Origin of the sequence: Tardiphaga sp. 709 (genome assembly GCF_032401055.1) — a bacterium.
Classification (GTDB): domain Bacteria; phylum Pseudomonadota; class Alphaproteobacteria; order Rhizobiales; family Xanthobacteraceae; genus Tardiphaga.
In genome coordinates, this window is the sequence record NZ_CP135529.1 from 2,784,595 (window position 1) to 2,803,353 (window position 18,759).

At 61.0% G+C, this 18,759-nt stretch carries 12 protein-coding genes; 1 reads left to right on the plus strand and 11 read right to left on the minus strand.

Annotated features, from left to right (window positions below):
* Positions 1 to 222: 222 nt before the first annotated feature.
* From RSO67_RS13725 to RSO67_RS13770, 10 genes are all read right to left on the minus strand, one after another.
* Complete coding sequence (locus RSO67_RS13725) at positions 223 to 1,902, minus strand: methyl-accepting chemotaxis protein (RefSeq protein WP_315843900.1); 1,680 nt, start codon at positions 1,900 to 1,902, stop codon at positions 223 to 225.
* Between the two features lie 284 nt (positions 1,903 to 2,186).
* Positions 2,187 to 3,878 carry a methyl-accepting chemotaxis protein gene (locus RSO67_RS13730; RefSeq protein WP_315843901.1) on the minus strand — a complete coding sequence of 564 codons (1,692 nt, stop codon included), beginning with the start codon at positions 3,876 to 3,878 and terminating at the stop codon, positions 2,187 to 2,189.
* A gap of 54 nt (positions 3,879 to 3,932) precedes the next feature.
* Positions 3,933 to 5,693 (minus strand): HAMP domain-containing methyl-accepting chemotaxis protein, encoded by a 1,761-nt coding sequence (locus RSO67_RS13735; RefSeq protein WP_315843902.1) that lies wholly within the window; start codon positions 5,691 to 5,693, stop codon positions 3,933 to 3,935.
* Between the two features lie 527 nt (positions 5,694 to 6,220).
* Positions 6,221 to 8,221: a methyl-accepting chemotaxis protein gene (locus tag RSO67_RS13740; RefSeq protein ID WP_315843903.1), complete on the minus strand. Its 2,001-nt coding sequence runs from the start codon at positions 8,219 to 8,221 to the stop codon at positions 6,221 to 6,223.
* A gap of 279 nt (positions 8,222 to 8,500) precedes the next feature.
* Positions 8,501 to 10,588: a methyl-accepting chemotaxis protein gene (locus RSO67_RS13745; protein WP_410001853.1), complete on the minus strand. Its 2,088-nt coding sequence runs from the start codon at positions 10,586 to 10,588 to the stop codon at positions 8,501 to 8,503.
* Positions 10,589 to 10,592: 4 nt separating this feature from the next.
* Positions 10,593 to 12,623 carry a HAMP domain-containing methyl-accepting chemotaxis protein gene (locus RSO67_RS13750; protein ID WP_315843904.1) on the minus strand — a complete coding sequence of 677 codons (2,031 nt, stop codon included), beginning with the start codon at positions 12,621 to 12,623 and terminating at the stop codon, positions 10,593 to 10,595.
* A 316-nt stretch (positions 12,624 to 12,939) separates the two neighbouring features.
* Positions 12,940 to 13,671, minus strand: a complete 732-nt coding sequence (locus tag RSO67_RS13755) for an amino acid ABC transporter ATP-binding protein (RefSeq protein ID WP_089265828.1) — start codon at positions 13,669 to 13,671, stop codon at positions 12,940 to 12,942.
* 51 nt (positions 13,672 to 13,722) lie between these two features.
* The gene (locus tag RSO67_RS13760; protein ID WP_068728918.1) at positions 13,723 to 14,415 is read right to left on the minus strand and encodes an amino acid ABC transporter permease; all 693 of its coding nucleotides are present in this window, start codon (positions 14,413 to 14,415) and stop codon (positions 13,723 to 13,725) included.
* Positions 14,416 to 14,418: 3 nt separating this feature from the next.
* Positions 14,419 to 15,150 carry an amino acid ABC transporter permease gene (locus tag RSO67_RS13765; RefSeq protein ID WP_089265827.1) on the minus strand — a complete coding sequence of 244 codons (732 nt, stop codon included), beginning with the start codon at positions 15,148 to 15,150 and terminating at the stop codon, positions 14,419 to 14,421.
* A gap of 247 nt (positions 15,151 to 15,397) precedes the next feature.
* A complete protein-coding gene (locus tag RSO67_RS13770; protein ID WP_089265826.1) occupies positions 15,398 to 16,315 on the minus strand; it encodes an amino acid ABC transporter substrate-binding protein in 918 nt (305 codons plus the stop codon).
* A gap of 161 nt (positions 16,316 to 16,476) precedes the next feature.
* On the opposite strand from RSO67_RS13770, the gene RSO67_RS13775 reads away from it, so the two are divergent.
* Entirely contained in the window at positions 16,477 to 17,895 is a 1,419-nt protein-coding gene (locus tag RSO67_RS13775; protein WP_315843905.1) for a DHA2 family efflux MFS transporter permease subunit, read from the plus strand.
* Here RSO67_RS13775 and RSO67_RS13780 read toward each other — a convergent pair.
* Complete coding sequence (locus RSO67_RS13780; RefSeq protein WP_315843906.1) at positions 17,855 to 18,676, minus strand: gamma-glutamyl-gamma-aminobutyrate hydrolase family protein; 822 nt, start codon at positions 18,674 to 18,676, stop codon at positions 17,855 to 17,857. The two genes, RSO67_RS13775 and RSO67_RS13780, sit on opposite strands and share 41 nt — an antisense overlap.
* Positions 18,677 to 18,759: the final 83 nt, after the last annotated feature.

Here is an 18,759-nt window from a genome sequence, read left to right on the forward strand (position 1 = left end):
GGCCTGCGCGACGTTTGGCGGCAATTACCAGTCGAGCACAGATTGAAAACAATGGTCTGAGCCCGCGTGAAAGAGAGTGGCGAGATAAAGTTAAAAAGCAGTGCAACACGAACTGCGTTATCGCATGCTCCCCATGTGACAACGTTGCCTTCATCAGATCATCCAATACATATGAAAGCCGACGCTTACGCGCTGGCTTTCATGATTGTGCTGTGTTGAATGTCAGGCCGCGCGTACCGCGCTGAGGAACTTGCTGACTTCATCCTTCAGTCGCGTGCTGTCCGAGGACAGTGATTGCGCCGCAGCGAGAACCTGAGTCGAGGCAGATCCAGTCTCTGTTGCACCACGCTGCACATCAACGATGTTCGACGAGACCTGCATCGTGCCCTGCGCCGCCTGCTGGACATTGCGCGAAATCTCCTGCGTCGCGGCGCCCTGCTCTTCCACCGCCGACGCGATGGTCGAAGCGATCTCCGACATGCGGCCGATAGTGTCGCCAATCTCCTTGATGGCACCGACCGATTCCTGCGTCGCCGCCTGGATGCCGGATATCTGCGTCGAGATCTCGCCGGTCGCCTTGGCAGTCTGCTCAGCGAGTGCCTTCACTTCAGAGGCCACGACAGCGAAACCGCGGCCAGCTTCGCCGGCACGGGCCGCTTCGATGGTGGCGTTGAGCGCCAGCAGGTTTGTCTGGCCTGCGATGTTGTTGATCAGCTCGACCACATCGCCGATACGCGCTGCAGCGCTGGCGAGCTCGCCGACGCGATCATTGGTCTTGCGTGCCTGATCCACCGCCTGCCCTGCGATCGCAGCTGACTCCTGCACCTGACGGCTGATCTCGTTGACCGACGAGGCCATTTCTTCAGTGGCCGATGCCACTGACTGCACATTGGTCGATGCTTCTTCGGAGGCGGCCGCCACCGTCGTGGTCAATTCCTGCGAGCGCTCCGCCGTGGCGGTCAGCGTACCCGCCGAGGCTTCCAGTTCGGTCGATGCCGACGACACCGTCTCGACGATCTCGCCGATCATCGATTCGAAGTTGCGGGTGATGCTGTCGACGCGGCGGCCACGCTCGATCTTGGCTTCGGCATCGGCCGCTGCGGCTTCGTCCGCCGCGCGCTTGTCGATCAGCGCCTGTTTGAACACCTGCAGGGAGTCCGCCATCGTTCCGATTTCGGTCTTCTCGCCCTGATGCGGAACATTTGCAGTCAGGTCACCCGTACCGAGCGCCTGCATCGGCAACACGATCGACGTAATACCGGCGGAGACATCGCGCACAAGCAGGATAGCCGCACCGACGCCGACAACAACCGCAAACAAGAGCGAACCGATCACCATCTTGATGGCGACTCCAAAGCTGTCCGTCGCCAGTTCTCCGGCCGCCAAAGCTCCCTTGTTGTTGAGCTCGACATCCTTCTGCAGGGCTTCGTCCGCCTTGAAGCCGATCTGGTTGACCTTCACGTTCATATCTCGCGCTTCATCACGAGCGTTCTTACGCGACAATGCAAGAACCGGCTGCAATGCGACGATATATTCGCTCCAGAGCTTGCTGAATTCATTGTACATCGCGCGTTCCTCGGGCGACGAAATCATCGGCTCATACGTTTTGCGCGCCTTGTCGAGCATCTCGGCGTAACGCACCAGCGTGTCGTCCTGAACCTTCGTATCTGCGGCATCCGTTGCAAGCAGATGTCCGCGAACCACAGAGCGATAGCTGATCGTTGCAGCGCGGACTTCACCCAAAGAGCGCACACTCGGCAGCCAGCTTGTGACGATATCGGACGTAGCTCCGTTGATAGTGTACATCTGCTTGATGGCCAGCGCGCCCATTGCAGACATGGCGAGCAGCAGGAACGAGACGACAAGAGTGATCTTGGTGCGGATGGACAGGCTGGCAAACATAGGTGATGGTCCCTCGGTTTTTGACCGTTGGCGCGCAACTGCACGAATGGTATTTTCTGGGTTTGAAGACACGGCATGCATTGGAGCTGCCGGCCGAGCGTCGATAGCGATCAACGATCTCGTGATCGAGATTGTCCGGATAAAGTTAAGGAGCGGTGCATCATGACTGCTTCTTGTGCATGGCTTCTTGAGCGAACGTAGCGCACGCGCATAACAACACCATCGCGCAAGAAAGCCGACGCTCACGCGCCGGCTTTTGCGTTGTACACGTATGTTCAGGCCCGTTAGGCAGCGCGCACTGAGTTCAGAAACTTGCCCACTTCGTTCTTGAGACGTGTGCTGTCCGATGACAGTGACCGCGCGGCCGAAAGCACCTGCGACGACGCAGAGCCGGTCTCGGACGCTCCGCGCTGCACATCGGTGATGTTCGACGAGACCTGCATGGTACCCTGTGCCGCCTGCTGAACGTTACGCGAAATCTCCTGCGTCGCGGCGCCCTGCTCTTCCACCGCCGACGCGATCGTCGAGGCAATCTCGGACATCCGGCCGATGGTGTCGCCGATCTCCTTGATGGCTCCAACCGATTCCTGCGTCGCCGCCTGGATACCGGAGATCTGCGTCGAAATCTCGCCAGTCGCCTTGGCAGTCTGCTCAGCGAGGGCCTTCACTTCGGAAGCCACGACCGCGAAGCCCCGGCCCGCTTCGCCAGCACGCGCCGCCTCGATGGTTGCGTTGAGCGCCAGCAGGTTTGTCTGGCCGGCGATATTGTTGATGAGCTCGACGACGTCCCCAATGCGGGACGCAGCGCTGGCGAGTTCGCTGACGCGATCGTTGGTATGGCGCGCCTGATCGACCGCCTGATTGGCGATACTCGCCGATTCCTGCACCTGTCGGCTGATCTCGTTAACCGACGAGGCCATTTCTTCAGTGGCCGATGCCACCGACTGGACGTTGGTGGAAGCTTCTTCGGACGCTGCCGCCACTGTGGTGGCCAGGTCCTGGGAACGTTCGGCTGTCGCGGTCAGCGTGCTTGCGGAAGCTTCGAGTTCGGTCGATGCCGACGATACGGTCTCCACGATCTCGCCGATCATCGATTCGAATTCGCGGGTGATGTTGTCAACGCGGCGACCACGCTCGATCTTGGCTTCGGCGTCGGCAGAGGCAGCTTCATCTGCCGCGCGTTTGTCGATCAGCGCCTGCTTGAACACCTGAAGCGTGTCGGCCATCGCGCCGATCTCGGTCTTTTCGCCCTGATGCGCCACATGCGCCGTGAGATCGCCTGCGCTCAGCGCCTGCATCGGCTGCACGATCGAAGCGATACCCGACGACACGTCCTTGACCAGATAAATGCCGATGCCGATGCCGATGACCGCCGTCGCTGCAATGATCACGATGACCGTCATCAGCGCCGAACCATAGCTGTCATCGGCCTTCTGTCCCGATGCTGCCGCACCCTTGTCGTTGAATTCGATGGCCTTGCGCAGGGCAAAATCGGCTTTGGATCCCAGCGGGTTGATCACATTCAGATTGAGCTCATGAGCTTCCTGACTGCTTTTGCCGAGATTCTTGCGATCGAGCACAAAGATTTCCTGGCTGCGTGATACGTAGTTGTCCCACTCCTTGCTCCAGTCGTTGAAGATTGCGCGCTCTTCGGGGCTCGATACCAACTTGTCATAGGCAGTTCGCTCGTCAGCGGCCCGCTTGACGATGGTGTCGATACCAGCCTCGGTCTTCTGCATCTGGTCAGCATTGGCTGCGAGGATGTGCGCGCGCACCAGATTGCGATAATCGATGGTCGTCGCCCGTAGCCCGCCGAGAACACGGACGCTTGGAAGCCAGTTCTTCTGGATGTCCGACGCATTGGCGTTAATTGTCTGCATCTTGCTGACAGCAAGCGCCCCCATCCCCGTCATTGCGATTAACAGAAAAGCGATAACGATGGTGATCTTGGCTTTGATAGAGATGTTCGAGAGCATGGCTGGACGTCCTGTTATCGCTCGATAGAATGATCAGTTCTGATCCCGCATGGCCTAGGCTGCGCGAACAGAGTTGAGGAACCGCGCGACTTCGACCTTTAGCCGCGCGCCGTCCGACGACAGCGACTGTGCTGCCGAAAGAACCTGCGACGAGGCCGATCCAGTCTCGCCGGCGCCGCGCTGCACATCCGTAATGTTGGACGAGACCTGCTGGGTGCCATGCGCGGCTTGCTGCACGTTGCGGGAAATCTCCTGGGTGGCGGCACCCTGCTCTTCGACGGCCGAAGCAATCGTGGACGAAATTTCCGACATTCGGCCGATGGTGACGCCGATCTCGCGGATGGCGCTGACCGATTCGTCCGTGGCAGACTGAATGCTGCCGATCTGCATGCTGATCTCGCCGGTCGCCTTGGCGGTCTGTTCTGCGAGCATCTTCACCTCGGCCGCCACCACCGCGAAGCCACGGCCGGCTTCACCGGCGCGGGCGGCTTCGATGGTCGCATTGAGCGCCAGAAGGTTGGTCTGCCCGGCGATGCTATTGATCAGCTCAACCACGTCGCCGATACGGCTGGCCGCCTTGGATAGCTCGCCGACACGGTCGTTGGTCTTCTGGGCCTGCTGCACGGCCTCACTGGCGATGCGCGCAGATTCCTGAACCTGGCGGCTGATCTCGTTGACCGATGACGCCATTTCCTCGGTCGCCGATGCCACGGATTGTACGTTCGTCGAGGCCTCTTCCGAAGCGGCTGCCACCATGGTGGTCAAATGCTGCGAACGCTCTGCTGACGACGTCAGCGTGCCCGCCGACGCTTCGAGTTCGGTCGATGCCGACGACACTGTTTCGACGATCTCGCCGACCGCGCTCTCAAAATCGTTCGCCAGCTTGATCATCTCGCGCTTGCGCTGCTCGGCGGCGATCTGCTCCTGCTGCTTTTGAGCATCGGCTTCGGCGCGGGCGCGCTCCTGTGCCTTGACCTTGAACTTCTCCACGGCGCCAGCGACGTCGCCGATCTCGTCCTTGCGGCCCAAGCCCGGCAACACCACGTCGAAATTACCCTCGGCGAGTTCTTCCATCGAACGGCTCAGCGCGCGCATCGGGCGCCCGATGGTGAACACCGAGAACACGCAGGTCCCGATCAGCATCAGGGCGACCACACCACCGAGAATCAGCGAGTCTCGCTCGGTCGCAGCGGCCTCGTTCGCCGCGGCGGTCGTCTGCTGCTCGACCTTCTCCTTAGCCAGATTGACGATCGTATCGGCCAGCTTGTCGAGTTCTGCACTCATGGGTAGCAGCACATCGGTGCGGAGCTTCACGATCTCCGCACCCAGTGTGGTGATGCGCGCGGAGGCATCCGCAGACAATTCGCCAGCTTCGTTGCGCGTCGCCTGCAGATTCAAGATATCTGTGCGGATTACACCGATCTTGTCGCCGCCCTTACCGAGGGTCGTCATCATGTCGAGGAATTTGCCGATGCGCTCGCGCTCGTCCGGTGCTGTCGCAAGCTTGAGCATCTGAGCCGAAAATTTAAGGCCAGCGGTCGTACGCGCCGTGAAATAGTCGGCGGCCTTCTGGACATCGGCCACTTTCGTTGCACCGAGGAAGTCACGCACGCCGATCTGCATGCCCCGGAACGAGGCCTTGGCCTCGGCAGCGTTCAGCGCAATGCCCTGATAGACGCCGGCCGCCCGGTATGACTGGCGAACGCCTGCGCTTCCCATCGTCTGCATATAGATCATGACACCGAGGAGAATGATGCCGAGCCCGGACGCGATCGCGAGCTTGGTGCCGATACGCAGATTCTGGATGAAGGCCATGACAGTCCCTGGGAATGAAGCGGTAGAAAAATGAGTCGGGTCGTCCTTCGCCGGACAGAGTCCGGCGTCGCGTGAAATGGTCGAATGCTAAGCGGTTGTCATTTTTGGCGCAGCCCGGCGGCAATCCGACGGGCACGCGAAGCTTGGCGTGAGCCGATCCTGAACGAGAAACGTCATCGGCTCATATGAGCGGGCGACACATTCGATGATCGATCAAATCACCTGCTCATGGCAGGAACCTACCACCGCGCTTCTGACACAAACGTTAACGCACCGATGATGCGATCACTCAAATTGAGCCGGCATAGCAATGGCCATCGAGCAATTCGGACTTTCAGACAGCGATGGGGTCCGAGTTCAGGCATCAGAGGTCCTGAACTAACGATCTAAAATTGCACTATCACCGTGCAATACCCTGCACGGGATATTTCGAGACCCAGAGTTGTGTCGAAGCGTACAGCGGCTTGAGTGGCGGTGTGCGGAGTACGCACCGTTACTCAAGCCGGTGAATTGCGATGTTGGAGAACTCAGGCCGCGCGGACCGAGTTCAGGAAGCGACTGACTTCATGCTTCAGACGGCTGCTGTCTAACGAGAGCGACTGCGCTGCCGACAGCACCTGAGACGACGCGCCGCCAGTCTCGCTCGCGCCGCGCTGCACATCGATGATGTTGGACGAGACCTGCATCGTGCCTTGCGCGGCCTGTTGCACGTTACGGGAAATCTCCTGCGTCGCCGCGCTCTGCTCTTCGACAGCCGAAGCGATCGTGGACGCGATCTCCGACATCTTGCCGATGGTCGCGCCGATCTCGCGGATCGCCGAGACGGAATCATCGGTCGCAGTCTGGATGCTCGCGATCTGCTGGCTGATCTCGCCGGTGGCCTTGGCGGTCTGCTCGGCGAGCGCCTTCACCTCGGACGCGACCACTGCGAAGCCGCGGCCGGCATCGCCGGCACGTGCCGCCTCGATGGTGGCATTGAGCGCCAGCAGGTTGGTCTGCCCCGCAATGGTGTTGATCAATTCGACCACCGCGCCAATGCGGCCGGCAGCTTTCGACAACTCGCCGACGCGATCATTGGTCTTCTGGGCCTGGTCCACGGCCTCATTGGCAATACGTGCGGATTCCTGGACCTGACGACCGATCTCGCTGATGGACGACGCCATTTCCTCAGTCGCAGACGCCACCGATTGCACATTGGTGGAGGCTTCTTCCGATGCCGCGGCGACGACCGTGGTGAGCTGCTGCGACCGATCCGCGGTCGATGTCAGCGTGCTGGCCGATGTCTCCAGTTCGGTCGACGCGGACGACACTGCCTCGACGATTTCACCGACCGTACCTTCGAAATCGTCGGCCAGCCGGATCATGTCCTGCTTGCGTTGAAGGGCCGCCTCTTGATCCTGGGTGATCCGCGCCTCGGCTTCCGCCTGGGCTTTCTCTTCCGCCTTGACCTTGAAGGTCTCGACGGCCTGCGCCATGTCGCCGACCTCGTCTTTGCGGCCGAGCCCCGGCAGTACCACGCCGAAATTACCCTCGGCGAGCTGCTTCATGCCCGCCGTCAGACCCGACAGTGGCCCGATGATTCCGCGCGCGATCAAGAACGCAATCAGCAGACCGGTGATGGTCGCCCCACCGGCCACGATCTGCTGCAGCGTGATCGTGCCGGAAATGCGCTGCTCATTGGCTGTCGTTGCGCTAACGACCTCCTGCTGGATCGCTGCCTTGATGCCGTCGGTCTTGCGGATGGCGCTGACCACCATCGGCGTGATCGTATTGTAATAGAGCTGATCCATCTTCAGCAGATTGGCCGACGCCTTATCGAACCCGCTGGAATAGCTGACCAGGCCTTTCTTGATCGATTCGAACAGCGCTGAAAGACTCGGCGCCATATCGAATTTTTCCATCTCCGCGATCTGTTGCTGGGCGTTCTTCACGCTGTTGGCAAACAACGTCACATTGTCCTGGTCGCGACCGGCAAAGAACCGCCAGTTCGCCATCTGAACCAACAGAGTTTCGGATTGCAGGGTGGTCGCCCCTTGTGCGAATGGCGAGCTACGCGTCGCGAGCACGAGTTTCTTCAAGTCGGCCTGAAGCTTTTCACCTTCAGCAAGCAGCGCCTTGCGGTTGGCGAGCATCTCCTTGACGGTGTTACCGAGATCGACGCGCCTGCTCTTCAAATCGTTGATCGTCTTTTCGACCTCGCGATAGACCCCGCGACGCTCCTCCGAGCTCGCCTTGATCGTCTCCTCCAGCACACCACCGACCTGCGTCAGCAGCTTTTCGGCTTCAGCGAATGACGCCTCGTCCTGATCGAACGTATAGCGCAGCATCGCGCGGCGAAGTGCCTGGAGTTCCGCCGAAATTTCCATCGAGCGCATCGCATTGGCGGACTGGGCATTCATCGCCGAGACGTCGTCACGAATTTCTGTGAGCTTCCATACAGCGAAGCCCGCCATGCCCAACCCGAACAGGACGAGCGCACCGAAGCCCCCATACAGCCTGCCACGGATGCGGAGAGTGAGTAGCGACATGCGACGTGCCCTTCTTGGGAGAACCACTGAGAGCCGATCTTGCACGTCGCGAATCGCGCCGCAACGCAAGAGGCAATCTCGAATCCGATCATCGTCAGGTTGCGAGAACTTCAGGTTAATTTCAGCCGCGCAAACGCTTTAAAGTAGAATGACTTTTTGTCGCGCTTTCATCGTTTGACTCACTAAAGCAAACAGCCCGGATGCGATGACGCATCCGGGCTGTTTGCTAGTTGTATTTTATTCGTCGGGCGAACGCGCGTGATCGTGTGACGTTTTGTCCTATGCCGCGCGAACGGAATCCAGGAACTTGCCGACCTCGCGCTTCAACCGCGCGCTCTCGCCGGACAGCGATTGCGCAGCGGATAGAACTTGCGACGACGCCGAGCCCGTGTTGCTCGCGCCACGCTGCACATCCAGAATGTTCGAGCTCACCTGCATCGTGCCTTGCGCCGCCTGCTGAACGTTGCGCGAGATCTCCTGCGTCGCCGCCCCCTGCTGCTCGACGGCAGATGCGATGGTCGATGCGATTTCCGACATGCGGCCGATAGTGTCGCCGATTTCCTTGATAGCGCCGACCGACTCTTCGGTCGCCGCCTGGATGCCGGAGATCTGGTGACTGATGTCGCCGGTTGCCCTGGCCGTCTGTTCGGCGAGTGCCTTTACTTCCGATGCAACGACCGCGAAGCCGCGACCGGCATCACCGGCGCGCGCCGCTTCGATGGTGGCGTTGAGCGCCAGCAGATTGGTCTGGCCTGCAATCGTGTTGATCAGCTCGACAACATCGCCGATCCGCGCGGCCGCCTTGGCAAGCTCAGCCACGCGATCATTGGTCTTGCGGGCCTGTGCCACCGCGGAGTTGGCGATGTTGGCCGACTCCTGAACCTGGCGGCTGATCTCGTTGACCGATGACGACATCTCCTCAGTGGATGACGCCACCGCCTGCACATTGGTCGACGCTTCGTCGGAAGCTGCGGCCACCATGGCGGTGAGCTGGCGGGATTGCTCGGCGGTCGCAGTCAGTCCGCCCGCCGATTCTTCAAGCTGGCTCGAAGCCGATGACACGTTCTCGACGATGCTGCCGACGGCGCCCTCGAAATCGTCCGCGAGACGGATCATGTCCCGGCGGCGCTGAATCGCTGCCTGCTGGTCTTGCGTCAGTTTGGCCTCGGCCTCGGCGCGCGCCTTTTCCTCGGCCCGCACCTTGAAGGTCTCGACCGCACGCGCCATGTCGCCGACCTCGTCCTTGCGGGCGAGACCCGGCAACACCACGCTGAAATCGCCGTCGGCGAGCCGCTTCATGCCGGCCGTCAGGCCCGACAGAGGGCCAATAATGCCGCGCGCGATCAGGAAGGCGATCGCTAGACCGACCACAGTAGCGACACCGGCCACGATCTTCTGCAGCATGCTCGTCGTCGACATGCGATTGCTGGTTGCGGCGACGGTCTGCGACTGAACCTGCTGGATGTCGGACTTGATGGTCTCGACCTTGCCGATCGCTTTCACGACGGTCGGGCTGATCGACTTGTTGAAGATACCGTCTGCCGTCTGCAGGCTGGCGGCAGCCTTCTCGAACTGGGATGCGTAGCTCTTCAGGTTGCTGCGAATGGTGCCGAACAACGCGCTGAGCGTCGGCGGCATCTGCATCTTCTCCATTTCGCCGATCTGCTGCTCCGCGATGCGGACGTGATCCTTGAAGGATTCGATATGTTTCTCGTCGCGGCTGACGAAGAAGCGCCAATTCGCAATCTGCACCATGAGCGTATCGGATTCGAGCTTGGTCGAGCCCTGGCCATACATGGTGTTGCGCGTGCTGATCACCAGCTTGCGCAGGCTGGATGACAGCTTGTCGCCGGCTTCCTGCAGCACTTCCCGGCCGGCGACCATCTGCTTGATGGCCTCGCCAAGCGCCTGGCGCTGCGCCTTCACGTCGGCGACGTCCTTCTCGATGGTGCGATAGGCGGCACGGCGCTCTTCCGAACGACTGGTCTTGATCACCGTGTCCAGGCTGGCGGTGACGCCGGCGAGACGTTTGTCGGCATCCGCAAGCGCCGCTTCATCCTGATCGAAGGAATAGCGCAACACGGCACCGCGGATCGCGTGCAGTTCGGAAGCGATCTCCGAGGCGCGGATCGTGTTGGCCGAAAGGATGTTCAGGGAGTTGACCTGCGTTCCAACTTCCGTCATCTGCCAGACGGCAAATCCCGAACTGGCGAGACCAAACAGGACCAGCGCGCCGAAGCCACCATAGAGGCGACCGCGGATACGGAGATTGAGCAGCGACATCATTGGCTTCCTAGGTAGGACTTGATCTTGCTTCGGCGACAGGCGCCGTCTTCGTTGCTGCTTCCCCCATTGTGGGAGAAGCATGAATTTATGCGGCCCGGACCGAGTCCAGGAACTTGCCTACTTCGAGCTTGAGACGCGCGCTTTCGCCGGACAGCGACTGCGCCGCCGACAGCACCTGCGTCGAGGCCGATCCGGTCTCGCTGGCGCCGCGCTGCACGTCGGTGATGTTCGACGTGACCTGCATCGTGCCCTGCGCGGCCTGCTGAACGTTGCGCGAGATTTCCTGCGTGGCCGCGCCCTGTTGCTCGACGGCAGAGGCAATGGTCGAGGCGATCTCGGACATACGGCCGATGGTGTCGCCGATTTCCTTAATGGCGCCGACGGATTCCTGGGTCGCCGCCTGGATGCCGTTGATCTGCTGGCTGATGTCGCCCGTCGCCTTGGCGGTCTGTTCGGCCAGCGCCTTCACCTCGGACGCAACCACTGCAAAACCGCGACCCGCATCGCCGGCGCGTGCTGCTTCGATGGTGGCGTTGAGCGCCAGCAGGTTGGTCTGGCCGGCAATGGTGTTGATGAGCTCGACGACATCGCCGATCCGGGCCGCGGCCTTGGCAAGCTCCGCCACGCGGTCATTGGTCTTGCGCGCCTGCGCCACGGCCGAGTTGGCGATGTTCGCCGATTCCTGGACCTGCCGGCTGATCTCGTTGACCGATGACGACATCTCTTCGGTCGATGACGCAACCGCCTGCACATTGGTGGATGCTTCGTCCGATGCAGCAACGACTGCAGCGGTCAGCTCCTTGGCCTGTTCAGCCGTTGCCGTCAGCGCGCCCGCGGACTCTTCGAGCCTGCTCGACGCCGAGGAGACATTGTCGACGATATTGCCGACGGCGCGTTCGAACGTCCCGGCGAGCTCGACCATTTCGCGCTTGCGCGACGCCGCGGCCAGATTGTCCTGGTCGAGGCGTGCCGCAGCCTCATCGCGCGCCTTCTGTTCGGCGTTTGCACGGATGACCGTGACGGTCTTGGCGATGTCGCCGATTTCGTCGCCGCGCTTGGCGCCGGGTATCACGACATCGAGATCGCCGGCCGCCATCTTGCCCATGGCGCCATTCAGGCGCGTCATCGGCCGGGCAACGCCGACAAAGGAGAACACCATGGTGCAGATCAGGACCAGCACGACCGCTAGTCCAAGGGCGAGATTGACCTGACCGGAGCGTGTCATTTCCTCGGCGGCCTGCGCCCGTGCTTCTCCAACCGCAGCCTTGGCCGACGATACCGATTGCGCGACCAGTTGAGATGCCGCCGCAGCGGCGGGCGTGATTTTGGTGCGGACGATATCGGTCTTCTGGTCGTTACTGCCGATCGCTTCATCGGTGGCCGTCATGAACTTCTTCATGTCGGTGCCGAGCTGGATCAGGCCGCTCTGCACGAGCTCGCTGTCTTCGAACACGCTGGCCTTGGCCAGCGCATCGGTGAGGATCTTGGCCTTGGTGATGATCTGGCCCTTCTGCGTGACTTCATTCATCGACGCATAACGCCATGCGGCCGCCTGCACAGAGTTGATGGCATTGTCCGCGATCTTGAGCTGTCCATCGACTTCAGGCCAGTTCGTTGCTTCGGTCACGGCAGTGGTGAGGCGCAGCTGGTCGAGATGCCGGTTCCAGTCGATCACGGCGACGTTGCGGTTGCGATAGAGCTCGAGCAGTTTCTTCTGCAGACCGACGATCTCGTCGGCAGCAGCGACATAGGTCGCGGTGAACGCCTTGATCTTCGCGAAATTGTCTTTGTATTCCTGCCTGGTCGCCAGGGCGGACGCGGCATCGATGATGCGGTCCTGCGCAGCCTTGGCGGCCCTGATCTCGGCAGCGTTCTTGTCAATCTCGGGTGTCGTGATGGCCATGCGCAGGCCCTGGCTGGCCACCTGCATGGCGCGCATCTGGCCGTCGGCCTCCATCGCGCTATCGGCGATTTTCTGCTGCACATCGGCCAGACGGTTGACCTCCGAGATCGCGGTCTCGGTTCTCATCTGGTTTGCGACAACGCCGGCGGAGAGCAAGATGCCAACGAGACCGGCAAGACCCAATTTGCTGCCGACACTGTTGATCTTGATCATGCGATGCACTTTCCGGAGAAGGGCCAAGTCAGGACGCGCGCAAGCATGGCTCGCGCAGCCTCGGCTCGGGTCGTTGGAAGAGGGTCAGAGAAGCATTGGGCAGAGGCTGAGAACGTGGCGTCGTGAAATTGTCCGTGAGGACAAAGACCCGATCGCTCCGGTGGAGTTCAATCAGCGGACCAACAGGCCCTCGCCCTCACGGTTGAAGGATACCACTCCATTTCTGACACATTCGTTAATTGCCCCGTCATGCAGCATTCAAGAATCTGCATAAACTTGAGGCACTTGCGCGATGCTGTATGCGCCCGCTCTTGCGTCAGTGCGCGAGGATCTTCGACAGGAAGTGCTGCGCGCGATCGCTGCGCGGATGACCGAAAAAGTCATCCTTCTGCGCGTCTTCGACGATCTCACCGGCATCCATGAAGATGACGCGGTTGGCGACCTTCTTGGCGAAGCCCATTTCGTGGGTCACCACCATCATGGTCATGCCTTCCTTGGCGAGTTCGACCATGACATCGAGCACCTCGTTGATCATTTCGGGATCGAGCGCCGAGGTCGGTTCGTCGAACAGCATGCAGATCGGATCCATCACCAGCGCGCGCGCAATGGCGACGCGCTGCTGCTGACCGCCGGAGAGCTGGCCGGGATATTTCTGCGCATGCGCCGTGAGGCCGACGCGCTCCAGCATCTTCATGGCCTTGGCCTTCGCCGCATCTTCGGAGCGGCCGAGCACGATGGTCTGGCCGAGACACAGGTTCTCGACGATCTTCAGATGCGGAAACAGCTCGAAGTGCTGAAACACCATGCCGACGCGTGAGCGCAACTTCGGCAGGTCCTTCTTCATCGTCGTCACATTCAGTCCATCGACCATGATGGTGCCCTGCTGCACGGGCTCCAGCGCATTCACCGTCTTGATCAGCGTCGACTTGCCAGATCCCGAGGGACCGCAGACGACGACCACCTCGCCTTTCTCAACGGCCGTCGTGCAGTTCTTCAGCACCTGGAACTGCGGATTGTACCACTTGCTGACTTTTTCGATGGTGATCATGGGCATGATGAGCGACCGATAGTTGGAGGCAAAGACTGAAAGCGAAAGTGGCTAGCGGATGATGCTGATGCGCTTCTGCAAGCGCTTCACAAAGAATGACGCGGTGAAGCAGATCAGAAAGTAGACCAGCGCCGCGAACAGATACATTTCGGTGAGACGACCGTCGCGCTGCGCAACCTTCGAGGCTGCGCCGAGAAAGTCCGTGATCGACAGCACATAGACCAGCGATGTGTCCTGGAACAGCACGATGGTCTGGGTGAAGATCACCGGCAGCATGTTGCGGAATGCCTGCGGCAGCACGACATGGCGCATCACCTCGCGATAGTTGAGCCCGATAGCGTAGCCCGCCATCACCTGCCCCCGCGGCACCGACTGGATACCGGCGCGCATGATCTCCGAGAAGTAAGCTGCCTCAAACAGCGTGAAGGTCACGATGGTCGAGGCGTAGGCGCCGACCTGCACGGGCTGATCGGAGCGGATGATCCACTGTCCGACATAGGGCATCAGAAAGTAGAACAGGAAGATCACCAGCACGAGCGGCAGCGAGCGCATCAGATTGACGTAGCTCACCGCAAAGCCCGACAGCACGGCACTGGACGACAGCCGCATCATCGCGATCAAGGTGCCGAGGATGAGACCGAAGACCGTCGCAATTGCCGTCAGCGTGAGGGTGAACGCCATGCCCTGCTGAAACAGGTAGGGCAGGCTGCGCCAGATGACGTCATAATCGAAATTGCTGAACATCGCTTATTTCCCCTCGTTGAAGCCGGGGATCGCCAGGCGCTTTTCGAGGATGCGCATTCCGATCGTCACGACGGCGCTGAGGACGAGGTAGATGGCGGCCGCAGCCGAGAAGGCCTCGAACACCTGGAACGAGAACTCCTGCATGGACCGCGCCCGTGCCGTCAGTTCAAGCACACCGATGGTGAGTGCGGGCGCCGTGTTCTTGATGGTGTTGAGAAATTCGGAGGTCAGCGGCGGAAAGATGATGCGATAGGCCAACGGAAGCAAGATGTAGCGATAGGTCTGCCAGGTGGTGAGGCCGATTGCCGTGCCGGCCATGCGCTGGCCCTTTGGCAGCGCATTGATGCCGGCGGTGATCTGTGCGGCGACACGCGAGGACATATAGAAGCCAAGCCCGAGCATCGCGGCGATGAACGGCCCATTGCGCAGTTGCTTGATCCAGATGCCGAGATCGCCGGGCAAAAGTTCGGGAATGACGAAGAACCAGATGAACAGCTGCACCAGCAGCGGAATGTTGCGGAACATCTCGATATAGGCATTGCCGACAAACACCGCCCAGCGCGCAGGCAGGGTCCGCATGATGCCGATCAGCGAGCCCATCACGAACGCGATGAACCAGGCGCAGAGCGCGAGCAGGATCGTGACCTGAAGGCCGCTCATCAGCGAGCCAAAATAGGTCCCCGTCGCATCAGGCGTCTGATCCCAGAAGATTCCCCAATTCCAGTTATAGTTCACGCATTCACCCCCACGCGCCGTCCACGCGAAAACCCGGCAACCTCAGGCAGAAACCCATGCAATGGCCGGGCCATTGCTTCTTCCCTCGCCCCGCCTGCGGGGAGAGGGTGGATCGAACGACCAAGGTCGTTCGAGACGGGTGAGGGGGAGCCAGTGTTTTACTCGCTGCCTCCCCCTCACCCGTCTTACACGCGCTACGCGCATGTAAGACGACCTCTCCCCGCAAGCGGGGAGAGGTAAGCAAGAGTTAATTGGCTGCGTAGGCGTCGGGATCAGGCGAATCCGACGGGCTGGCGAACGCCTTCTTCTGCTCGGCTCCCATCGGAACGTTCAGATTGAGACCCTTGGGCGGGATCTTCTGCGTGAACCACTTGTCATAGATCTTGGCGCCTTCCGGGCTCTTGTAGAGCTCGGCAGTGGCCGCATCGACAACCTTCTTGAACGGCGCATCGTCCTTGCGCAGCATGATGCCGTACGGCTCGGCCTTGGAGAATGCGTCCTTCGAGATCACATAGGCGCTCGGATCGCGCGCACCGGCAGCAAGGCTGGCAAGCAGAATGTCATCCATCACGAAGGCTACAGCGCGGTCGGTCTCGACCATCAGGAATGCTTCAGCGTGATCCTTGGCGGGAATGACGTTGATGCCAAGATTGCGGGCGGCATTGGCTTCGGTGAGCTGCTTGATGTTGGTGGTGCCGGAGGTCGAGACCACCGACTTGCCCTTCAGATCGTCGATCTTGTCGAGCTTGGCAGCCTTCTTCGAGACGAAGCGGCTGGCCGTCAGGAAGTGCGTATTGGTGAAGGCAACCTGCTTCTGGCGATCGGCATTGTTGGTGGTCGAGCCGCATTCGAGGTCGACGGTGCCGTTGGCAATCAGCGGAATACGTGTCGCCGAGGTGACCGGATTGAGCTTCACCTCGATCTTGTCGTTCTTCAGCTCTTTCTTCACCGCATCGACGATCTTGTAGCAGATGTCCATGGCGAAACCGACGGGCTTCTGATTGTCATCCAGATAAGAGAACGGCACCGAGGAATCGCGGAAGCCGATGGTGATGGCGCCGGTGTCCTTGATCTTCTTGAGCGTGCCGGTGAGCTCCTGAGCGCCCGCCTGCGTCGTGCAGACCGCCGCGGCGATCATGGTCCCCAACAGAAAAAATCGTTTCATAGTCCCTCTCCTCAACAAAGTCCGATCTCACGCCGACGACTCTCTTACCGAGCGCCCCGGCACGACCGCCCGGGATGCTTGCACAATCGGGGCCAAAACGGAATTGCCCGATCGGAGGACAACGGTTTGTTCTGAGCTCCCGTTCCCCCTACAACCCGGTCATGAGTAACGCCCTGCATGCGCTTTGTGACGCAGGCGCCGCCGGCGCCACAGAAAAGATCGATGATATCAGCCATCCCGGCCTGGTGATCACCACCACGATTCTGGCCTCTAGCCTGGCCTTCATCGACGGATCGGTGGTGAATGTCGGACTTCCTGCCATTGCAGCGAGTTTTCAGGCCGATGCCGTCGACCTGCAATGGGTGATCAACGCCTATCTGTTGCCGCTTAGTGCACTTCTTTTGCTCGGCGGTGCAGCAGGCGACCGTTTCGGCCGCCGCAGACTTCTTATCTGGGGCGTTGGGCTGTTTGCGCTGGCCTCGCTGGCTTGCGCTATGGCGCCCAGCCTGCGTTTGCTGTTGGCCGCCCGTTTTCTGCAGGGTGTCAGCGCGGCGATGCTGATGCCGAACAGTCTGGCGATCCTCGGCCAGACGTTTTCCGGCGAAGCCAAGGGCCGCGCCATCGGCATCTGGGCTGCCAGCGGCGCTGCGGCGGGCGCGCTCGGCCCGGTGCTGGGCGGATGGCTGATCGACATCGGCAGCTGGCATCTCATCTTTCTCATCAATGTGCCGATCGCATTGGCGGCGATGGCGCTTGCCTGGCTTGGTATCCCCCGCGACCGACACGACGGCGACGATCCACTCGATAGTCTCGGCGCCATCATCGCGACTGCGGGACTTGGCCTGACCACCTGGAGTCTGACCGAAGCTACGTCACATGGTTGGTCGGGTTTCACGCTTGGCGCGCTCGTCGCAGGCCTCCTGCTGTTGCTCGTTTTCGTGTGGATCGAAGGCCGCAGAGGCGAACGCGCGATGATGCCGCTTGCACTGTTCGGGTCCGCCAGCTTCGTCGGCCTGACGCTGCTGACATTCTTGTTGTACGGCGCACTCGGGGGGCTGTTCGTCCTGACGCCTTTTCTCCTGATCGAAGCCGCCGGCTACACGGCGACACAGGCCGGTGCCGCGCTGCTGCCCTTGCCGCTTGTCATCTCCTTGACATCACCGCTCGCTGGCTCGCTCGCGGCCAGAACCGGCCCGAAGATCATGCTGACGCTGGGACCGGTGATTGTGGCGATGGGTTTTCTGATGGCGCTCCGGATCGGTCCCGACACCAGCTACTGGACCAGCGTCTTCCCCGCCATGGTCATCATCGCCATCGGCATGGCCGGCGCTGTCGCACCTCTGACCACGGCCGTGCTGATGTCCGTCGATGCGCGTCACACCGGGTCAGCATCGGGCTTCAACAGCGCGGTCGCACGCACGGGCGGCCTTGTGGTCACGGCGCTGATCGGATCGGTCATGGCCGCAAAGGGGCCGGCGCTGATCACCGCATTTGCAGCAGCGACGGTCGCAGGTGCCGTGCTTTGTGTCGCAGCCGCGCTCAGCGCATTCCTGCTGATAGCGGCGCGGCCGCAGCCGTGAAGGCCCCACGCTGCCTGCGAGCGGCCACCGCCTCGCCGAAGGCCTGAAAGAGCGTGCGGTTGATCGGATTGATCTGCGGATCATATTCGGCATGCCATTGCACACCGAGCGCGAAGCTCGACGCATCGGCAATGCGGATGGCCTCGATCGTCCCGTCCTCGGCAATACCCTCGATCACCACCCGCTCGCCGGGGATGTCGATGCCCTGACCATGCAGGGAATTGACCGTGATGGTCTCGCGCCCCAACAGGCTGGCGAAGGTGCCGTTGCTGGTCAGATGCACGTCATGGCGATCGGCGAATACGACGGCAGGGTCGGGATGAATCTCGCCATTCTCGAGGCGCGGCATGCGATGATTGATGCGGCCGGGAATCTCGCGGATCTCGGGATGCAGCGAACCGCCGAACGCGACGTTCATCTCTTGCAATCCGCGACAGATGCCGAAGATCGGCACCCCGCGCGCGACACAAGCCTCGATCATGGAAAGAGCGACCGCATCGCGGCCGTTGTCATAGGGTTCGTGACGGGCATGGGCTTCCATGCCGAACCGGGTCGGGTGGACATTGGCCCGAGCGCCGGTGAGGAGGATGCCATCGACCAGATCGAGCACCTGGCCGATATCGGTAATGTCGGGGGTGCCGGCAAACATCATCGGCAGGGCATTGGCCACTTCCGCGACCGCACGAAGGTTGTTTTCTCCGACCGCCTGGACGGAGAACCTGTTCTCAATGCGATACGCGTTGCCGATCACGCCGATTACCGGCCGGGTCTTCGTGGGCATCAGCTTCCGGTCGAAAAGTCCTGGACCATTGAGCTATAGCCGAGTCACCACGCGAAAACGAAACAAAACTGTCACTAACCGGA

What these genes read in the sequence shown, in the direction of transcription:
- RSO67_RS13730 (WP_315843901.1), bottom strand. Translation starts at nt 3,878, where the DNA reads ATGCTCTCGAACATCTCTATCAAAGCCAAGATCACCATCGTTATCGCT.
- RSO67_RS13775 (WP_315843905.1), top strand. Translation starts at nt 16,477, where the DNA reads ATGAGTAACGCCCTGCATGCGCTTTGTGACGCAGGCGCCGCCGGCGCC.
- RSO67_RS13755 (WP_089265828.1), bottom strand. Translation starts at nt 13,671, where the DNA reads ATGATCACCATCGAAAAAGTCAGCAAGTGGTACAATCCGCAGTTCCAG.
- RSO67_RS13750 (WP_315843904.1), bottom strand. Translation starts at nt 12,623, where the DNA reads ATGATCAAGATCAACAGTGTCGGCAGCAAATTGGGTCTTGCCGGTCTC.
- RSO67_RS13745 (WP_410001853.1), bottom strand. Translation starts at nt 10,588, where the DNA reads ATGCTTCTCCCACAATGGGGGAAGCAGCAACGAAGACGGCGCCTGTCG.
- RSO67_RS13760 (WP_068728918.1), bottom strand. Translation starts at nt 14,415, where the DNA reads ATGTTCAGCAATTTCGATTATGACGTCATCTGGCGCAGCCTGCCCTAC.
- RSO67_RS13780 (WP_315843906.1), bottom strand. Translation starts at nt 18,676, where the DNA reads ATGCCCACGAAGACCCGGCCGGTAATCGGCGTGATCGGCAACGCGTAT.
- RSO67_RS13735 (WP_315843902.1), bottom strand. Translation starts at nt 5,693, where the DNA reads ATGGCCTTCATCCAGAATCTGCGTATCGGCACCAAGCTCGCGATCGCG.
- RSO67_RS13725 (WP_315843900.1), bottom strand. Translation starts at nt 1,902, where the DNA reads ATGTTTGCCAGCCTGTCCATCCGCACCAAGATCACTCTTGTCGTCTCG.
- RSO67_RS13740 (WP_315843903.1), bottom strand. Translation starts at nt 8,221, where the DNA reads ATGTCGCTACTCACTCTCCGCATCCGTGGCAGGCTGTATGGGGGCTTC.
- RSO67_RS13770 (WP_089265826.1), bottom strand. Translation starts at nt 16,315, where the DNA reads ATGAAACGATTTTTTCTGTTGGGGACCATGATCGCCGCGGCGGTCTGC.